Source organism: Bacillus sp. ok061, from assembly GCF_900108285.1.
In the GTDB taxonomy this organism is placed as follows: Bacteria; Bacillota; Bacilli; order Bacillales; family Bacillaceae_G; genus Bacillus_A; species Bacillus_A thuringiensis_S.
Window position 1 is genome coordinate 435,454 of the sequence record NZ_FNUW01000001.1, and the last position, 16,891, is coordinate 452,344.

A 16,891-nucleotide genomic window follows, 5' to 3' on the forward strand; every position below is an offset into this window, starting at 1 on the left:
ATTTATAATCATTATAAAGTAGAAGATTTTTTATTAGTTTACTGAATCTCCTTTATTACATACGGAGAATAATTAAAAAATAATCGGTTGTTCACACGATTGTCAGATTCATAAGAGGAAAGTTGTATTATGATAGTAGATAAAGTGATAAAACGGGTGAAGGGGGACATGCTGCGTGCATATTCTTGTTGTTAGTGTAAATTATCGAACAGCCCCTGTAGAATTTCGTGAGAAACTCACATTTCAGGCAGCAGAGCTAGAGCGAGCGATGACTACATTACAAAATCAAAAGAGCGTGTTAGAGAATGTCATTGTATCAACTTGTAATCGCACTGAGATTTATGCTGTTGTCGATCAATTACACACGGGACGGTATTATATTAAGAAGTTTTTAGCTGATTGGTTTCAGCTTGAAATAGAAGAAGTCGCGCCATATTTAACTATTTTTGAACAAGATGGTGCAATAGATCATTTATTCCGCGTAACGTGCGGTTTAGATTCGATGATAGTCGGAGAAACGCAGATTTTAGGTCAAATAAAAGATAGCTTTTTAGAAGCGCAACAAGTTAAAGCAACAGGCACAATTTTTAATGAATTGTTTAAGCAAGTCATTACATTAGCAAAACGTGCCCACTCAGAAACAACAATCGGGGAAAGTGCAATGTCTGTTAGTTATGCTGCTGTTGAGCTTGGAAAGAAAATATTTGGCGAGTTAACAAATTGTCATGTGCTTATTCTTGGTGCTGGTAAAATGGGCGAACTTGCACTGCAAAACTTATATGGAAGTGGTGCTCGTAAAGTAACGGTTATGAATAGGACGCTTTCGAAAGCAGAAGTAATGGCTGAGAAATATATGGGACATGCAAAATCGTTAAGCGAATTACAATGTGCATTATTAGAAGCAGATATTTTAATTAGTTCAACTGGTGCATCTGAGTATGTCATTACGAAAGAGATGATGACAAAGGTGGAGAAAATGCGCTCTGGTCGTCCTTTATTTATGGTTGATATTGCAGTACCACGTGATATTGATCCAGCGATTGATGAGTTAGAAGGTTCTTTTTTATATGACATTGATGATCTGCAAGGAGTAGTGGAAGCAAATCGTGCTGAGCGTTTGAAAGAAGCGGAGAAAATTCAATTTATGATTGAAGAGGAAATTGTTCTATTTAAAACGTGGTTAAGTACACTTGGTGTTGTTCCATTAATATCAGCTCTTCGTGATAAGGCACTTGCAATCCAAAGTGAAACGATGGTAAGCCTAGAGCGAAAAATACCAAACCTTAGTGATCGTGAGAAAAAAGTCATTAGTAAGCATACGAAAAGTATTATTAATCAATTATTAAAAGACCCAATTTTAGTAGCGAAAGAAATAGCTGCTGAAGAGGGAGCGAGCGAAAAATTAGCGTTATTTGCGAAGATTTTCGATTTAGAAACGGAAGAAGTAGAGAGTCGTGCGGAAGAAGTAGAACATAAAAGAGTGTGGACACCATCCGTTCCATCTTTATAATTTGGAAGGATGATCGGATGAGTTTTTTAAATAACAGTATTATTTATCATATTGCAATTATTTTATATGCTTGTAGCATTAGTTTATATTTTATAGATTATTTCCAAAGTAACCGAAAGGCGAACCGATTTGCTTTTTGGTTACTTTCGATTGTATGGGTATTGCAGTCTATTTTTATGTTGCTTAGGGCGACAGATTCAGAAACGAACCCCATTTTAACTTTATTATCAGGGATTTATTTTTATGTTTGGTTATTGATTACGATGTCGTTAGTCATAAATCGATTTATGCGCGTTGACTTTTTAGTCTTCTTTACAAATGTTGTTGCATTTGGCGTAAGCGCTTTTTCTATTTTTACACCGCTCGGAAAGATGTCGCCAGTACTTGCAGAGCAATTAGTTTCGGAACTTGTATACGTGCATGTTGGAATGGCGATTATTTCTTATGCAACGTTTACGGTATCGTTTATTTTTTCTATTATGTATTTACTGCAATATCGCCTATTAAAAAAGAAAAAGTGGAATGCGAGATTAAGAAGGTTAGGGAATTTACCGAAGCTTGAATCTACGTCTTACGGATTAAATTTATTTTCTGTTCCATTTTTCTTACTAGCAATTTTATTAGGGTGCATATGGGGATATACAAAATTGGATAATTTTCATTGGTATGATACGAAAGTAATTGGTTCGTTTGTCGTTCTATTTGTATATTGTGCGGGCTTGTATTTAAGAGCGGCAGATGTGTTGCAAGGGAAGAAAATTGTACTGTGGAATGTAGGGGCCTTTCTCGTAATGCTAGTTAACATTTTTTTATTAAGTAGTTTATCTAATTTCCACTTTTGGTATTTATAATGAGGAGAGAGAATTATGCGCAAAATTATTGTAGGGTCACGAAAGAGTAAGCTAGCATTAACACAAACAAACTGGTTTATTGATCAGTTAAAAGCACTTGGTTTACCATATGAATTTGAAGTGAAAGAAATTGTCACTAAAGGTGATGTGATTTTAGATGTTACTCTTTCAAAAGTAGGCGGAAAAGGTTTGTTCGTTAAAGAAATTGAGCATGCGTTACTTACGAAAGAAATCGATATGGCTGTACATAGTATGAAAGATATGCCAGCCGTACTTCCAGAAGGGTTAATGATTGGCTGTACACCAAAGCGTGTTGACCCTCGTGATGCTTTTATCTCAAAAAATGGAGCATCGTTTAAAGAGTTAGCGGAAGGTGCTATTTTAGGTACGAGTAGTTTAAGACGTAGTGCACAACTACTCGCTGCGAGACCAGATTTACAAGTGAAGTGGATTCGCGGAAATATCGATACACGTTTACGTAAATTAAAAGAAGAGGATTACGATGCGATTATTTTAGCGACAGCTGGATTACAAAGGATGGGCTGGGATGATGAAGTTATTACAGAACATTTAGATGAAACGTTATGTGTACCTGCTGTAGGACAAGGTGCATTAGCGATTGAATGTCGTGAGGATGATAAGGATTTATTGCAGTTGTTATCGCATATTAATGATGCGATAACAGAAAGAACAGTGGCAGCGGAGCGAGTATTTCTTCATAAACTTGAAGGTGGATGTCAAGTTCCAATCGCTGGATATGCAACCCTTAAAGAAAACGATACAATCGAATTAACAGCTCTTGTTGGCTCTATGGATGGCTCTGTTTTATTAAAAGAGACAGTAGTAGGTACTAATCCTGAGGAAGTAGGATTAGAAGCCGCGGGCCGTTTAATTAAACAAGGCGCCAAAGAACTCATTCTTGCTGCAAATAAGGAGCAACAATAAATATGAACGCTCTCGCTGGAAAAACGGTATTGATTACACGTGCCCAGCATCAAGCGAAACAAATGAGTGTAGCAGTGAAAGAAAAGAGCGGAATTCCATTGGAAATTCCGCTTTTGCATATGGAAGGTATGTCTCATAGGCAAATTCAACATATTGAAGGGCAGCTACATTCGTATGACTGGGTTATTTTTACGAGCAGAAATGGTGTAGCTTTTTTTCTAGATAGTTTGAACAAGAAACTACCGCTAACCATTAAAATCGCTGCGGTAGGTGTGAAAACAAAATTAGAGTTAGAAAAAAGGGGCTATCAAGTTCATTTTGTTCCAACTTCATTTGTTGCAGAAGCATTTGCAGAAGAGTTTCTAAAAGAATTAAGTGGAAACGAACATATTTTATTTCCGAAAGGGAATTTAGCAAGAGATGTAATACCAGTTAAACTTCGGGAAATTGGTGTTTCTCTAGATGAGTTAATCGTATATGGTACGAAAGTGAATGTAGAAAAAAAGCAAGAGCTTATAGCAGCGTTGAAGTTAGGGAAAATAGACATTATTACATTTACGAGCCCTTCAACTGTTACTAGTTTTGTTCGTTTACTTGAGGGTACAAACTGGAGAGAATGGACAAAAAAATGTACAATTGCTTGTATAGGACCTATTACGGAAAAAGAGGCAAGTCGTTATTTTCCGTCTGTTATTGTGCCGAAAGAGTACACTGTAGAAGCATTACTACAATGTGTTTGTGAATCTATAAAATGAAAGAATGGGGATAGAAATCTATGAACTCTTTACAATTTAATCGTCATCGTCGTTTAAGACAAAGCGGTAGTATGCGTGCACTTGTGCGTGAAACGTTTTTACATACGGAAGATTTTATTTACCCTATTTTTGTATTAGAAGGTGAAAATGTTCGTAATGAAGTTCCTTCTATGCCAGGCGTATATCAAATGTCTTTAGATTTATTGCAAACTGAAATGCAAGAAGTTGTTGATTTAGGTATTCGTTCTGTTATTGTATTTGGTTTACCTGCTGAAAAGGATGAAGTTGGATCATCAGCATATTGTGATCATGGAATTGTACAACGTGCTATTCAACAAATTAAAGGCGATTTCCCCGAGCTAGTAGTAGTTGCGGATACATGTTTATGTCAATTTACAAGTCATGGTCATTGCGGTGTAATTGAAGATGGTATTATTTTAAATGACGAGTCTCTTGCAGTTCTTGCGAAAACAGCTGTAAGTCAAGCGAAGGCAGGAGCGGACATTATTGCGCCATCAAACATGATGGACGGCTTCGTAACAGCAATTCGCCATGCATTAGATGAAAATGGTTTTGGACACGTGCCAGTTATGTCGTACGCTGTGAAATATTCATCAGCATTTTATGGGCCATTCCGTGATGCTGCGCACGGTGCGCCGCAATTTGGTGACCGTAAAACATATCAAATGGACCCAGCGAACCGTATGGAAGCATTCCGTGAAGCGGAATCAGATGTAATGGAAGGGGCTGATTTCTTAATTGTAAAGCCAGCTCTTTCTTACTTAGATATCATTCGTGATGTGAAAAATAACTTTAATTTACCAATCGTTGCTTACAACGTAAGTGGTGAATATTCAATGATTAAAGCGGCAGCGCAAAATGGTTGGATTAATGAAAAAGAAGTTGTGCTTGAAAAATTAATTAGCATGAAACGTGCAGGAGCAGACTTAATTATTACGTATCATGCGAAAGATGCAGCAAAATGGTTGCAAGAAGGAGGAGCTAAATGATGAAAAAGTTTGATAAGTCAATTGCAGCGTTTGAAGAGGCGCAAGACTTAATGCCTGGTGGCGTAAATAGCCCAGTTCGTGCCTTTAAGTCTGTTGGGATGAATCCGTTGTTTATGGAGCGTGGTAAAGGCTCTAAAGTATATGATATTGATGGAAATGAATACATCGACTACGTATTATCATGGGGGCCTTTAATTCATGGTCATGCAAATGATCGTGTTGTTGAAGCGTTAAAATCTGTTGCTGAAAGAGGTACAAGCTTCGGTGCACCGACAGAAATCGAAAATAAATTAGCGAAACTTGTTATTGAGCGTGTACCATCGATTGAAATTGTCCGCATGGTCAACTCTGGAACAGAAGCGACAATGAGTGCACTACGTTTAGCTCGTGGTTATACAGGCCGTAATAAAATCTTGAAATTCATCGGTTGTTACCACGGTCATGGTGATTCGTTATTAATTAAAGCTGGTTCTGGTGTGGCGACTCTAGGTTTACCAGATAGCCCTGGCGTACCAGAAGGTGTAGCGAAAAATACGATTACAGTAGCTTATAATGATTTAGAAAGTGTGAAATACGCTTTTGAACAATTCGGTGATGATATTGCTTGTGTAATTGTAGAACCAGTGGCAGGGAATATGGGTGTTGTTCCTCCGCAACCAGGATTTTTAGAGGGACTTCGTGAAGTAACAGAACAAAACGGTGCACTGCTTATTTTTGATGAAGTAATGACAGGATTCCGTGTTGCTTATAACTGTGGACAAGGTTACTACGGTGTAACACCTGATTTAACTTGTTTAGGTAAAGTAATCGGTGGTGGCTTACCAGTAGGAGCGTACGGTGGTAAAGCAGAAATTATGCGCCAAATTGCGCCAAGCGGACCGATTTATCAAGCTGGTACTTTATCAGGTAACCCACTTGCAATGGCAGCAGGTTATGAAACGTTAGTACAGTTAACGCCAGAATCATATGTAGAATTTGAGCGTAAAGCTGAAATGTTAGAAGCTGGATTACGTAAAGCAGCTGAAAAACATGGCATTCCACATCATATTAATCGTGCAGGTTCTATGATTGGTATTTTCTTTACAGATGAGCCCGTTATTAATTACGATGCAGCAAAATCTTCAAACTTAGAATTCTTTGCGGCTTACTATCGTGAAATGGTAGAACAAGGTGTATTCTTGCCACCATCTCAATTCGAAGGTTTATTCTTATCGACAGCACATAGTGACGCAGATATTGAGGCGACAATTGCAGCGGCTGAAATTGCAATGTCAAAATTAAAATAATGTATTAGAGAAAAATCGCTCTCCATAAGGGGAGCGATTTTTTTTATTCATAAAGTAAGCTTTCCCTACATAAATCTGTAATGACATATAGTTTGGGAGGGGGAAAAGAAGTGGCTGCAGATCATTCGTTACGATTTTCATTAAAAGAATCTGTTTGGTTCCAAAAGGGACAGGAAGTCGATGAACTTTTGTCAATTTCGTTAGATCCAGACGTTGAGATAGAAGAGCTTGATCATGAAGTAATCGTGAGAGGGCAATTAGATTTAACGGGAGAGTATGTTGCAAGGCAAGATGATTCGGCGTATTCACTAAGAGAACTATCGCCAGCAAAGTCAATTGATTATGTAGAAACAAGGGAAGATGGGGTTAATGAACTTGTTCATTCCTTTCCGCTTGAAATATCAATTCCGAGAAATCGAGTGAAAGTAATTGAAGAACTATATGTATCAATTGAGGAATTTGATTATGAATTAAAGGAAAATGGTTGCTTACAATTATTAGCGGATATATCTATTACTGGTTTATGTGATGAAGAGAGAAGCGAGGATGAAGAAGAAACGGTGTATGCTGAGTTAGAAGAAGATTCAGCGCAAGAGGATGAGAATAGACCGGCGCCGCATGTAGAAGAACCAACATACAAGGAATCAGATGAGTGGGAAGATTACGCATTTGAACCGTTCCAATTAGAGGAAAGAAAAGAGCAGGAATTAGAAGAAGAGAAAATAGAAGAACATGAATTTGTGGAGCGTGAAGAGGAGCAAGAAACAACGCCGCAATTTGAATTGTTCGGACGAAAAGATTTCAAGAAAGAAAAAGCGAAAAAGCAGGAAGAACAAGAAGAAGAGTACTCACAGCGAGATGAAAATGCGCTTTATTTAACAAAACTATTTACGAAAGAACCGGAAGAGGAATTTACAAAGTTAAGAATGTATTTCGTGCAAGAAGGGGATACAATTGAATCTATTGCAGACCGTTATGAAACATCGGTACAAAATTTGTACCGTGTCAATCAAACAGAAGATATATTTTTAAATACGGGGCAAATTATTTATATTCCCGTTTCAAGAGTAAAGGCGAAATAAAGAAGTGAGTGTTTTCACTCACTTCTTTTCTTAGAAGCTATGTTTTGAATAGAAAGGGTTATTCGTATGGATATTGAATTGCGAAATCACTATGAACCTATCGTGAGGCAATATAGATTGGATACGCAGCATATGGAAGAGCACGGAAGTGTAATGAAAATTTATACGAATCAAGGTCCATATGCACTTAAGAAAATAGAAGGCAGAAAGTTAGAGCGGAATAACTTTCTGCATCATATTCAATATTTGAAGGAGAAAGGTTTTTCAAATTATGTACCTATATACCATGCGACGGATGGAAATTATATTTTAAGTGACGGGACGTATAATTATTATTTAATGCCTTGGTTAGAACGTGCAGAAGGAAATGGTGAGGACAATGATCAATACCATAAAATGTTTCAGACACTCGGAACGTTGCATCAAAAAACTGTGAAGGAAGAAACGTATACGGAAGAAGATTTAGAAAAACATTATACAACTATATCCAATCGCTGGGAAAATGATGGTGAGATGTTAGAAGAGTTTCTCGTAGAATCTGAATCAAAATGGTATATGTCCCCGCTTGAATTGCAATATTGTACGTACTATCATCATGTAATGAGAGCGCGTGAATTTGCAACGAAGCAATTAAATGAGTGGAACGATGCGATGAAAGAAAAAGATAAAACGCGTATTACTTTTGTGCATGGTAACGTGTCACTTAATCATTTTTTATTTGACTATGAGCGGAATGGCTATTTTATTAGTTTGGAAAAATCGAAGTTTGCAACGCCTGTGCAAGATATAGTAGGTTTTTATTCACGGTCTTTAAACACATATCCAATCGCAAGAAGTGATCGGTTTGAATGGTTTCAAATGTATCAAAAAAATTTTCCGTTTACGAAAGAAGAGCAACTTCTCATGTTTGCTTATATGACGTACCCATCACAATTTATTCGACAAATCGGTTCGTATAGAAAAAGAAAAGATAATCGCAACGAGGAAAATGAATTGCGGGAAGTAAAGAGTTTGCAACAATCGCATTGGCTCGTTAGCAATATAGAATATTTCCTATCACAATTACAAGCTGCCCAGCAAGGGAACGGGTAAAGTAAAACTTTAATCAGCGGGGCTCCCGCCTAACTTCTTTGCTTCAGCTGAATTTTGATATAGGGATCTTACTGCCCGCAAATAGCGAGATAAAGAAGATAAGTAGAGAATGCTACTTATCTTTTTTTGTGCGCCCGAAAATTCATAGACTTAAATTTATCTTGACGAATAAGGTTTCGTTTTTTACACTATTGTATATAATAATTAACAATCATATAAATGCCTTGAAGGGGAAGAGTATAACATGAAACGTCTTCAGAGAGGAGAATCATTAGCTGGGAGATTCTCTAGATAGTTATGTTAGAAGGTAGCCCTGGAGCATCTTTTCTGAACGGAATAGTTCTCATTAGGAAAAGACGGATTTGTCCGTTATCAAATTAAGAGTATAAGCAAATTATGAATTTGTTTGTAAATAAAGGTGGTACCGCGATGTCCCTCGTCCTTTTTTGGATGAGGGACATTTTTTATTTTAAGGAGGGAAAATAATGTCAAACACGGAAAAGAATTTACCAACTAAATATGATCATATGTCCGTTGAAGAAGGCCTTTATCAGTGGTGGCTAGAAGGCAAATATTTTGAAGCAACAGGAGACGAGAAGAAACAACCGTATACAATTGTAATTCCACCTCCGAACGTAACTGGTAAGTTACACTTAGGTCATGCTTGGGATACAACTCTTCAAGATATTTTAACTCGTACGAAGCGTATGCAAGGTTACGATGTGTTATGGCTTCCAGGAATGGACCATGCTGGTATCGCAACACAAGCGAAAGTAGAAGGAAAACTTCGTGAAGAAGGTATTTCACGTTACGATCTTGGCCGTGAGAAATTCCTTGAAAAAGCTTGGGAATGGAAAGAAGAATACGCTTCTCACATTCGTCAACAATGGGGGAAAGTTGGTTTAGGACTAGACTATTCTCGCGAACGTTTCACATTAGACGAAGGTTTATCTGATGCGGTTAATAAAGTATTCGTTCAATTATACGAAAAAGGCTTAATTTACCGCGGTGAATATATTATCAACTGGGATCCAGCAACACGCACAGCTCTTTCTGATATTGAAGTAATTCATAAAGAAGTTCAAGGTGCATTCTACCATATGAACTATCCGTTAACAGACGGTTCAGGTCACATTCGTCTTGCTACAACTCGTCCAGAAACGATGCTTGGTGATACAGCAGTAGCAGTTCATCCGGAAGATGATCGTTACAAACATTTAATCGGAAAAACAGTTACACTTCCAATCGTAGGCCGTGAGATTCCGATTATTGCTGATGAGTACGTAGAAAAAGACTTCGGAACAGGTGTTGTAAAAATTACACCAGCTCATGACCCGAATGATTTTGAAGTAGGTAACCGTCATGACTTACCACGCATCTTAGTAATGAATGAAGATGGATCGATGAACGAAAAAGCTGGTAAGTATAACGGTATGGATCGTTTCGAATGCCGTAAAGCATTAGTGAAAGACTTACAAGAGGCTGGCGTATTAGTAGAAATCGAGCCTCATATGCATTCAGTAGGTCATAGTGAGCGTAGCGGTGCAGTAGTTGAGCCTTACTTATCAACACAATGGTTCGTAAAAATGGCTCCACTTGCAGAAAAAGCAGTAGCACTTCAACAAAAAGAAGAAGAAAAAGTAACGTTCGTACCAGAGCGTTTTGAAAACACATACTTACGCTGGATGGAAAACATTCATGACTGGTGTATTTCTCGTCAATTATGGTGGGGACACCGTATTCCAGCTTGGTATCATAAAGAAACTGGTGAAGTATACGTAGGTACAGAAGCACCAGCAGATATTGAAAACTGGAATCAAGATAATGACGTACTTGATACATGGTTCAGTTCAGCGCTATGGCCGTTCTCAACACTTGGTTGGCCGGATGAAGATTCAGCAGACTTTAAGCGCTACTATTCAACAGATGCATTAGTAACTGGTTATGACATCATCTTCTTCTGGGTATCTCGTATGATTTTCCAAGGTTTAGAGTTTACAGGCGAGCGTCCATTTAAAGATGTATTAATTCACGGTTTAGTTCGTGATGAGCAAGGTCGTAAGATGAGTAAATCTCTTGGTAACGGTATTGACCCAATGGATGTTATCGAGAAGTACGGTGCAGATGCAATGCGCTATTTCTTATCAACAGGAAGTGCACCAGGTCAAGATTTACGCTTCAGCATGGAGAAAGTAGAATCTACTTGGAACTTCATTAATAAAATTTGGAATGCATCACGCTTCGTATTAATGAACATGGATGATATGAAGTATGAAGAAATCGATTTAACTGGTGAAAAATCAGTTGCAGATAAGTGGATCTTAACTCGCTTAAACGAAACAATCGAAAGTGTAACACGTAACATGGATAAATATGAGTTCGGTGAAGCTGGACGTTCATTATACAACTTCATTTGGGACGATTTCTGTGACTGGTACATTGAAATGGCGAAGCTTCCACTATACGGTGAAGATGAAGCAGCTAAGAAAACAACTCGTTCTATTTTAGCTTACGTATTAGACCAAACAATGCGTCTATTACACCCATTTATGCCATTCGTAACAGAAAAAATTTGGCAACATTTACCACACGAAGGCGAATCTATTACAGTAGCTGCGTGGCCAACAGTTCGCGAAGATTTACAAGATACGGAAGCTGCGGCAGAAATGCACCTTCTAGTTGATATCATTCGCTCTGTTCGTAACATCCGTGCAGAAGTAAATACGCCAATGAGCAAAAAAGTTCAAATGCAAATTAAAGCAAAAGATGAGGCTGTACTTGCTCAACTTACGAAAAACAGCTCTTACATTGAGCGTTTCTGTAATCCAAGCGAATTAACAATTCAAACAGATTTACAAGCGCCAGAAAAAGCAATGACTGCAATCGTATCAGGTGCAGAGTTATTCTTACCATTAGCTGATCTTATCAATCTTGATGAAGAGAGAGCTCGTCTTGAGAAAGAACTTGAGAAGTTCGATAAAGAAGTAGAACGTGTACAGAAGAAACTTTCTAACCAAGGTTTCGTAGCGAAAGCTCCTGCGGCAGTTATTGAAGGAGAGCGTGCGAAAGAGCAAGATTACCTAGAAAAACGCGAAGCAGTTCGTCAACGTCTAGTAGATCTTGAAAAGTAAAAATGTTTTTAGAGACTCACTATATTGGTGAGTCTCTTTTCTTTGCGTATAATAGAACTATGAAAGTTGTCTTTTGAAAGGGGAAAAGCATACGTGATACATACATACGAAGAAGCGATAGGATGGATTCATAGCCGATTGAAATTTGGAATTAAGCCAGGATTAGAAAGAATGAGATGGATGCTAGAAGAACTCGGAAATCCAGAGCGTCATATAAAATGTGTTCATCTTGCTGGTACAAATGGAAAAGGTTCAACGTTAACATATATGCGCTACATGTTAGAAGGCGCGAAATATAAGGTAGGAACGTTCACCTCTCCTTATATCGAAACATTTAATGAACGCATTAGTGTGAATGGGACACCAATTGCAGATGAAGAGATTACTGAACTTGTAAAGATGGTAAAACCAGTCGTGGAAAAACTAGATGAGACGGATTTAGGGGAAGCGACGGAGTTTGAAATTATTACTGTTATGGCAATTTGTTATTTCGGTAAAGTCAATTTCTGTGATGTTGTTTTATTTGAAACAGGGCTTGGTGGACGTTTTGATTCTACTAATGTTATACACCCTGTTCTCACGATTATTACAAATATCGGTCACGATCATATGCATATTTTAGGGAATACACTAGGAGAAATTGCATATGAAAAGGCGGGGATTATTAAGTCTGGCGTGCCGGTAATTACTGGTGTGCAGGACGAAGAAGCTTTGGAAGTCATTCAAAATGTTGCAAAGGAAAACCATGCAAACCTATACGAACTTGGCAAGCATTTTACAGCGTTACATAAGCAGTCTAAAGAAGATGGGGAACAGTTTGATTTTACTTGTCCTTTTGCCGCATTTGAAGATTTGCAAATCTCAATGAAAGGCATTCATCAAGTAGGAAATGCAGCGCTAGCACTTATGGCAGTCATGTATGTAAAAACATATCTATCATTTTTAATTGAGGAAGAGGAAATAAGAACGGGATTACGGGAAGCGTATTGGATTGGGCGCTTTGAAAAGCTGCAAAGTAACCCGGATATTATTATAGATGGTGCCCATAATCCAGAAGGTATTGAAAGCCTTGTGAAAACAGTAGAAGCGCATTACAAAGATAAAAATGTAATAGTTTTATTTACTGCCCTTGGTGATAAACAATTGCATAACATGGTAGGCCAATTAGAAACCATTGCAGATGAAATTATTTTTACAACATTCGCCTTTGATCGTGCTATCTCTGCTGATAAACTTGCATCATATTCACAAAAAGAATCAAAATTAGTTTTTGAAAATTGGAAAGATGCAATTGATACAAAAGTTGAAATGATAGGAGAAAATGATGTTTTCATCATAACAGGTTCTCTTTATTTCATTTCTGAAGTTCGAAAATATATTCGCGAGAAAAACTAGATAGTCTTTGCTATCTAGTTTTTTGTTCTACAAATGAAGGCAAAAGCATACATATAAGATAAATATATAGGGTTATTTGGCGAATTTCTCTGACAAATATCTCGTTTTTTTGTGAAAGGAATATGATATGATGCGGACAACGATAAGAGGTGAGGTGTGAGTGTATGGACAAGCAATCACGAACGATCTCAGTGAAAGTGAATGGAACAGAAGCGAAGTATGAGGAAAAGAAGAAAGATGAATTTGAATGGATGGTAGTAGAAGGTGAACGACCGAGAAATGTTGTTCCGTTTCAAAAAGCGAAATCGATGTCTGTGGAAAAATACCGAAAGAAGTGGAGTAATACATTAATTGCAATCGTTGCAACCGCAATTATTATCGGTACGGCGTTTGGAATGGGGATGCTTCATTTACTCACCGGACAAGGAACGACAGGAGGAAGTGAAGTAACAGCTTCCCAGCCGACTGGGAATGGAGAATCAAAGGTGGGTGGAACGGCAGGACAAACATCAGAACCAAAAGAAGAAAAACAAAAAGCACAGGCAGGAGCGTCATTGGATCCGATGAAATTATTTTTTGTTCAAGGGGGGCTTTATTCTTCTGAAGAAAAGGGACGAGCAGCTCTTGAAGAATGGAAAGGCAATGGGGGCATTGGAGCTTTGAGACCGAGCGGGGATAAGTATGCAATAGTTGTTGGTATTGCTAGCGATGAACAGGCTATAAATCAATTAATGACTCAGTATAAAAATGATGGTGTCTCCGTTTTAAAAAAGAACTGGGATATAACAGATAAAGCGTTGCTGAAAGATGATAAAGAAGTAGGAACATTTTTAACAAAAGTGCAGCCATTATACACTCATTTAGCAAAATATGCTTCTAGTGTACAAGTTGGTGGAAAAAGCAGCGCAAAAGATATAGAAGCAATTAAAAAAGAATGGAAAGCGATTGAAAAAGAGGGGAAAAGTATGAAGCGAGAAGAAGCAAAGAAACTGTATATGTATACGTCGATAGCTGTACAAACAGTAAAAGATGGGAAAATGGATAAGGAATCTTTGGCGAAATTAAATCAAGTTATTATTGATGGCTTACTCTCGTATGAAAAAATTGTTTCGTAGAAAGTGAAATGATAGGATAATAAAATGAGTAAGAAAGAAGTACATGTACTTCTTTCTTTTCTTTTGAATTTAGAGCAAAGTGCTTTCTCTATGACAGGAATATAATCGTATGCAATAAAGAATTGTTATTTTAGTTAGAGAAATTAATATTTCTTTCATTTGTGGACAAACTACTCCTTTGATACGATTGATATAAATTGTTCTGCTTCATGTGAGAAAGGAAGGAGAAAATATGAAAAAAATAATTTTAGCTTCAGGATCACCTCGGAGGAAGGAATTGCTTGAGTTAGCTAGCATACCATTTGAAATCATTGTAAGTGAAGTAGAGGAAACAATTGGTGCATATTCATCGCCTTCTGATATTGTAATGTCGCTTGCCTTGCAAAAAGCATCAGCGGTGGCAGAAAATAATAGTGATTACATTGTGTTAGGTGCAGATACAATTGTTACATATGAGTCGCGTATTCTTGGTAAGCCTTCTAATGAGGATGAGGCGAAAGAGATGTTACAATTATTATCAGGGAAAACACATGAAGTGTATACAGGTGTTGCGATTATATCAAAAGAAAAAACGGTTACTTTTTATGAGCGTACAGAAGTTACGTTTTGGGAGCTAACAGAAGAGGAAATTGATACATACGTCGCGTCGAAAGAACCTCTTGATAAAGCCGGTAGTTATGGGATTCAAGGTAAAGGATCTATTTTCGTTCAAAATATTCAAGGGGACTACTATAGTGTAGTTGGCTTACCAATTGCACGTCTCGTTAGGGAATTAAAACAATTTGATATTGATGTAACCCATGCGTAAAATTGCATGGGGTTTTCTTTGAGAGAACAAATAAAGGAGTGGAGAGATGAACGGTATTCGTGATGTTGTAAGAGAAGAACAGCCACGGGAGCGTTTATTGTTAGAAGGTGCCGGAAGTTTATCAAATCGAGAGCTTCTCGCAGTATTACTCAGAACAGGTTCTAAAGAAGAAACAGTGTTAAAGTTATCAGATAAAATTTTACACCAATTTGATGGCTTACGTATGTTGAAAGACGCAACATTAGAAGAGCTAATTAGTATACATGGTATTGGGATTTCAAAGGCATCGCAACTTATGGCAGCCTTTGAACTAGGCAGAAGAATGGTGCGTTTAGAATATCAAAATAGATATAGTATTCGAAGTCCAGAAGATTGTGCGAAATACATGATGGAAGAAATGCGTTTTTTACAACAAGAGCATTTTGTTTGTTTATATTTAAATACAAAAAATCAAGTTCTACATAGGCAAACGATTTTTATTGGAAGTTTAAACACGTCAATTGTACACCCCAGGGAAGTTTTTAAAGAAGCCTTCCGTCGTGCAGCAGCCTCTATTATATGTCTTCATAACCATCCCTCAGGAGATCCCACGCCGAGCCGTGAAGATATTGAAGTAACAAAACGTTTAGTAGAATGCGGCCAGATTATCGGAATTGAAGTGCTAGATCATATTATAATAGGTGACCATAAATTCGTGAGTTTAAAGGAAAAAGGTCATATTTAAGACTATGCTTTTTACTTATTTTGTTTTATAATGTGATTTATGAGTTTTTTGTAGAAATTTATCTACAAAAAGGATAAAGATATAAAAAACGTACTGTTTTTATAATATAAAGTAAGAAAAAATGAGTCCGTGAAAACAAGAAAGGAAGATAAATAATATGTTTGGATTTGGTGGATTTACTCGCGATCTTGGAATAGACTTAGGAACTGCGAACACGCTTGTATATGTAAAAGGAAAAGGTGTAGTTTTACGTGAGCCTTCAGTAGTTGCGTTACAAACTGATACGAAACAAATCGTTGCTGTAGGTAGCGACGCAAAACAAATGATTGGTCGTACACCAGGGAACGTTGTGGCACTTCGCCCGATGAAAGACGGTGTAATTGCTGATTATGAAACAACTGCAACAATGATGAAATATTACATTCAACAAGCTCAAAAATCAAACGGTTTCTTCTCACGTAAGCCGTATGTAATGGTATGTGTACCATCTGGTATTACAGCTGTAGAAAGACGTGCAGTAATCGATGCGACTCGTCAAGCGGGTGCTCGTGATGCTTATCCTATCGAAGAGCCATTTGCAGCAGCAATTGGTGCAAACTTACCTGTTTGGGAACCAACTGGTAGTATGGTAGTTGATATCGGTGGTGGTACAACAGAAGTTGCAATTATTTCTTTAGGAGGTATTGTAACAAGTCAGTCAGTTCGTGTTGCTGGTGATGATATGGACGATTCAATCATTCAGTACATTAAGAAAAGCTATAACTTAATGATCGGTGAAAGAACAGCTGAAGCATTAAAATTAGAAATCGGTTCTGCAGGCGAGCCAGAAGGTATCGAGCCTATGGAAATTCGCGGTCGTGATTTAGTAAGTGGTTTACCAAAAACAGTACTAATTCAGCCAGAAGAAATTGCAGATGCATTAAAAGATACAGTAGATGCGATTGTAGAATCAGTTAAAAATACGCTAGAAAAAACTCCACCTGAATTAGCGGCTGATATTATGGACCGCGGTATTGTATTAACAGGTGGCGGGGCATTACTACGTAATTTAGATAAAGTAATTAGTGAAGAAACAAAAATGCCAGTTCTTGTTGCAGAAGACCCATTAGATTGCGTAGCAATTGGAACAGGTAAAGCATTAGACAATATCGATCTTTTCAAAACTGCTGCTCGATAATATTGCAAAA

The 16,891-nt window shown here is 37.5% G+C and carries 14 protein-coding genes and 1 other annotated feature; all 14 genes read left to right on the top strand.

Annotated features, from left to right (window positions below):
* Nucleotides 1-175 precede the first annotated feature (175 nt).
* Nucleotides 176-1,510: a glutamyl-tRNA reductase gene (gene hemA / locus C4S65_RS02440; RefSeq protein ID WP_061666251.1), complete on the top strand. Its 1,335-nt coding sequence runs from the start codon at nt 176-178 to the stop codon at nt 1,508-1,510.
* Nucleotides 1,511-1,527: 17 nt separating this feature from the next.
* Nucleotides 1,528-2,361, top strand: coding sequence for a cytochrome c biogenesis protein CcsA (gene ccsA, locus C4S65_RS02445; RefSeq protein ID WP_000009002.1), 834 nt, complete (start codon nt 1,528-1,530; stop codon nt 2,359-2,361).
* A 15-nt stretch (nt 2,362-2,376) separates the two neighbouring features.
* On the top strand, nt 2,377-3,306 hold the full coding sequence (gene hemC / locus C4S65_RS02450; protein WP_001226405.1) for a hydroxymethylbilane synthase: 930 nt from the start codon (nt 2,377-2,379) through the stop codon (nt 3,304-3,306).
* Nucleotides 3,307-3,308: 2 nt separating this feature from the next.
* The gene (gene hemD, locus C4S65_RS02455) at nt 3,309-4,061 is read left to right on the top strand and encodes a uroporphyrinogen-III synthase (protein WP_061666252.1); all 753 of its coding nucleotides are present in this window, start codon (nt 3,309-3,311) and stop codon (nt 4,059-4,061) included.
* Between the two features lie 20 nt (nt 4,062-4,081).
* Nucleotides 4,082-5,071: a porphobilinogen synthase gene (gene hemB, locus C4S65_RS02460; protein ID WP_001087081.1), complete on the top strand. Its 990-nt coding sequence runs from the start codon at nt 4,082-4,084 to the stop codon at nt 5,069-5,071.
* Nucleotides 5,071-6,357 carry a glutamate-1-semialdehyde 2,1-aminomutase gene (gene hemL / locus C4S65_RS02465; RefSeq protein WP_000712938.1) on the top strand — a complete coding sequence of 429 codons (1,287 nt, stop codon included), beginning with the start codon at nt 5,071-5,073 and terminating at the stop codon, nt 6,355-6,357. Before hemB ends, hemL begins: the two co-directional genes overlap by 1 nt.
* A gap of 110 nt (nt 6,358-6,467) precedes the next feature.
* Nucleotides 6,468-7,439 carry a stage VI sporulation protein D gene (gene spoVID, locus C4S65_RS02470; RefSeq protein ID WP_061666253.1) on the top strand — a complete coding sequence of 324 codons (972 nt, stop codon included), beginning with the start codon at nt 6,468-6,470 and terminating at the stop codon, nt 7,437-7,439.
* A 66-nt stretch (nt 7,440-7,505) separates the two neighbouring features.
* On the top strand, nt 7,506-8,531 hold the full coding sequence (gene ysxE, locus C4S65_RS02475) for a spore coat protein YsxE (protein ID WP_000350661.1): 1,026 nt from the start codon (nt 7,506-7,508) through the stop codon (nt 8,529-8,531).
* 215 nt (nt 8,532-8,746) lie between these two features.
* Nucleotides 8,747-8,978: a binding site (T-box leader), on the top strand.
* A 38-nt stretch (nt 8,979-9,016) separates the two neighbouring features.
* Nucleotides 9,017-11,662, top strand: coding sequence for a valine--tRNA ligase (locus C4S65_RS02480; RefSeq protein ID WP_086407265.1), 2,646 nt, complete (start codon nt 9,017-9,019; stop codon nt 11,660-11,662).
* 93 nt (nt 11,663-11,755) lie between these two features.
* Nucleotides 11,756-13,057 (top strand): bifunctional tetrahydrofolate synthase/dihydrofolate synthase, encoded by a 1,302-nt coding sequence (gene folC / locus C4S65_RS02485; RefSeq protein WP_000582075.1) that lies wholly within the window; start codon nt 11,756-11,758, stop codon nt 13,055-13,057.
* A 164-nt stretch (nt 13,058-13,221) separates the two neighbouring features.
* Nucleotides 13,222-14,172: a stage II sporulation protein B gene (locus C4S65_RS02490; RefSeq protein ID WP_086407264.1), complete on the top strand. Its 951-nt coding sequence runs from the start codon at nt 13,222-13,224 to the stop codon at nt 14,170-14,172.
* Between the two features lie 232 nt (nt 14,173-14,404).
* On the top strand, nt 14,405-14,980 hold the full coding sequence (locus C4S65_RS02495) for a Maf family protein (RefSeq protein ID WP_000720490.1): 576 nt from the start codon (nt 14,405-14,407) through the stop codon (nt 14,978-14,980).
* Nucleotides 14,981-15,026: 46 nt separating this feature from the next.
* Nucleotides 15,027-15,704, top strand: a complete 678-nt coding sequence (radC, locus tag C4S65_RS02500; RefSeq protein ID WP_001013396.1) for a DNA repair protein RadC — start codon at nt 15,027-15,029, stop codon at nt 15,702-15,704.
* A gap of 157 nt (nt 15,705-15,861) precedes the next feature.
* Nucleotides 15,862-16,881, top strand: a complete 1,020-nt coding sequence (gene mreB / locus C4S65_RS02505; RefSeq protein WP_000466736.1) for a cell shape-determining protein MreB — start codon at nt 15,862-15,864, stop codon at nt 16,879-16,881.
* The last annotated feature ends 10 nt before the right edge of the window (nt 16,882-16,891 follow it).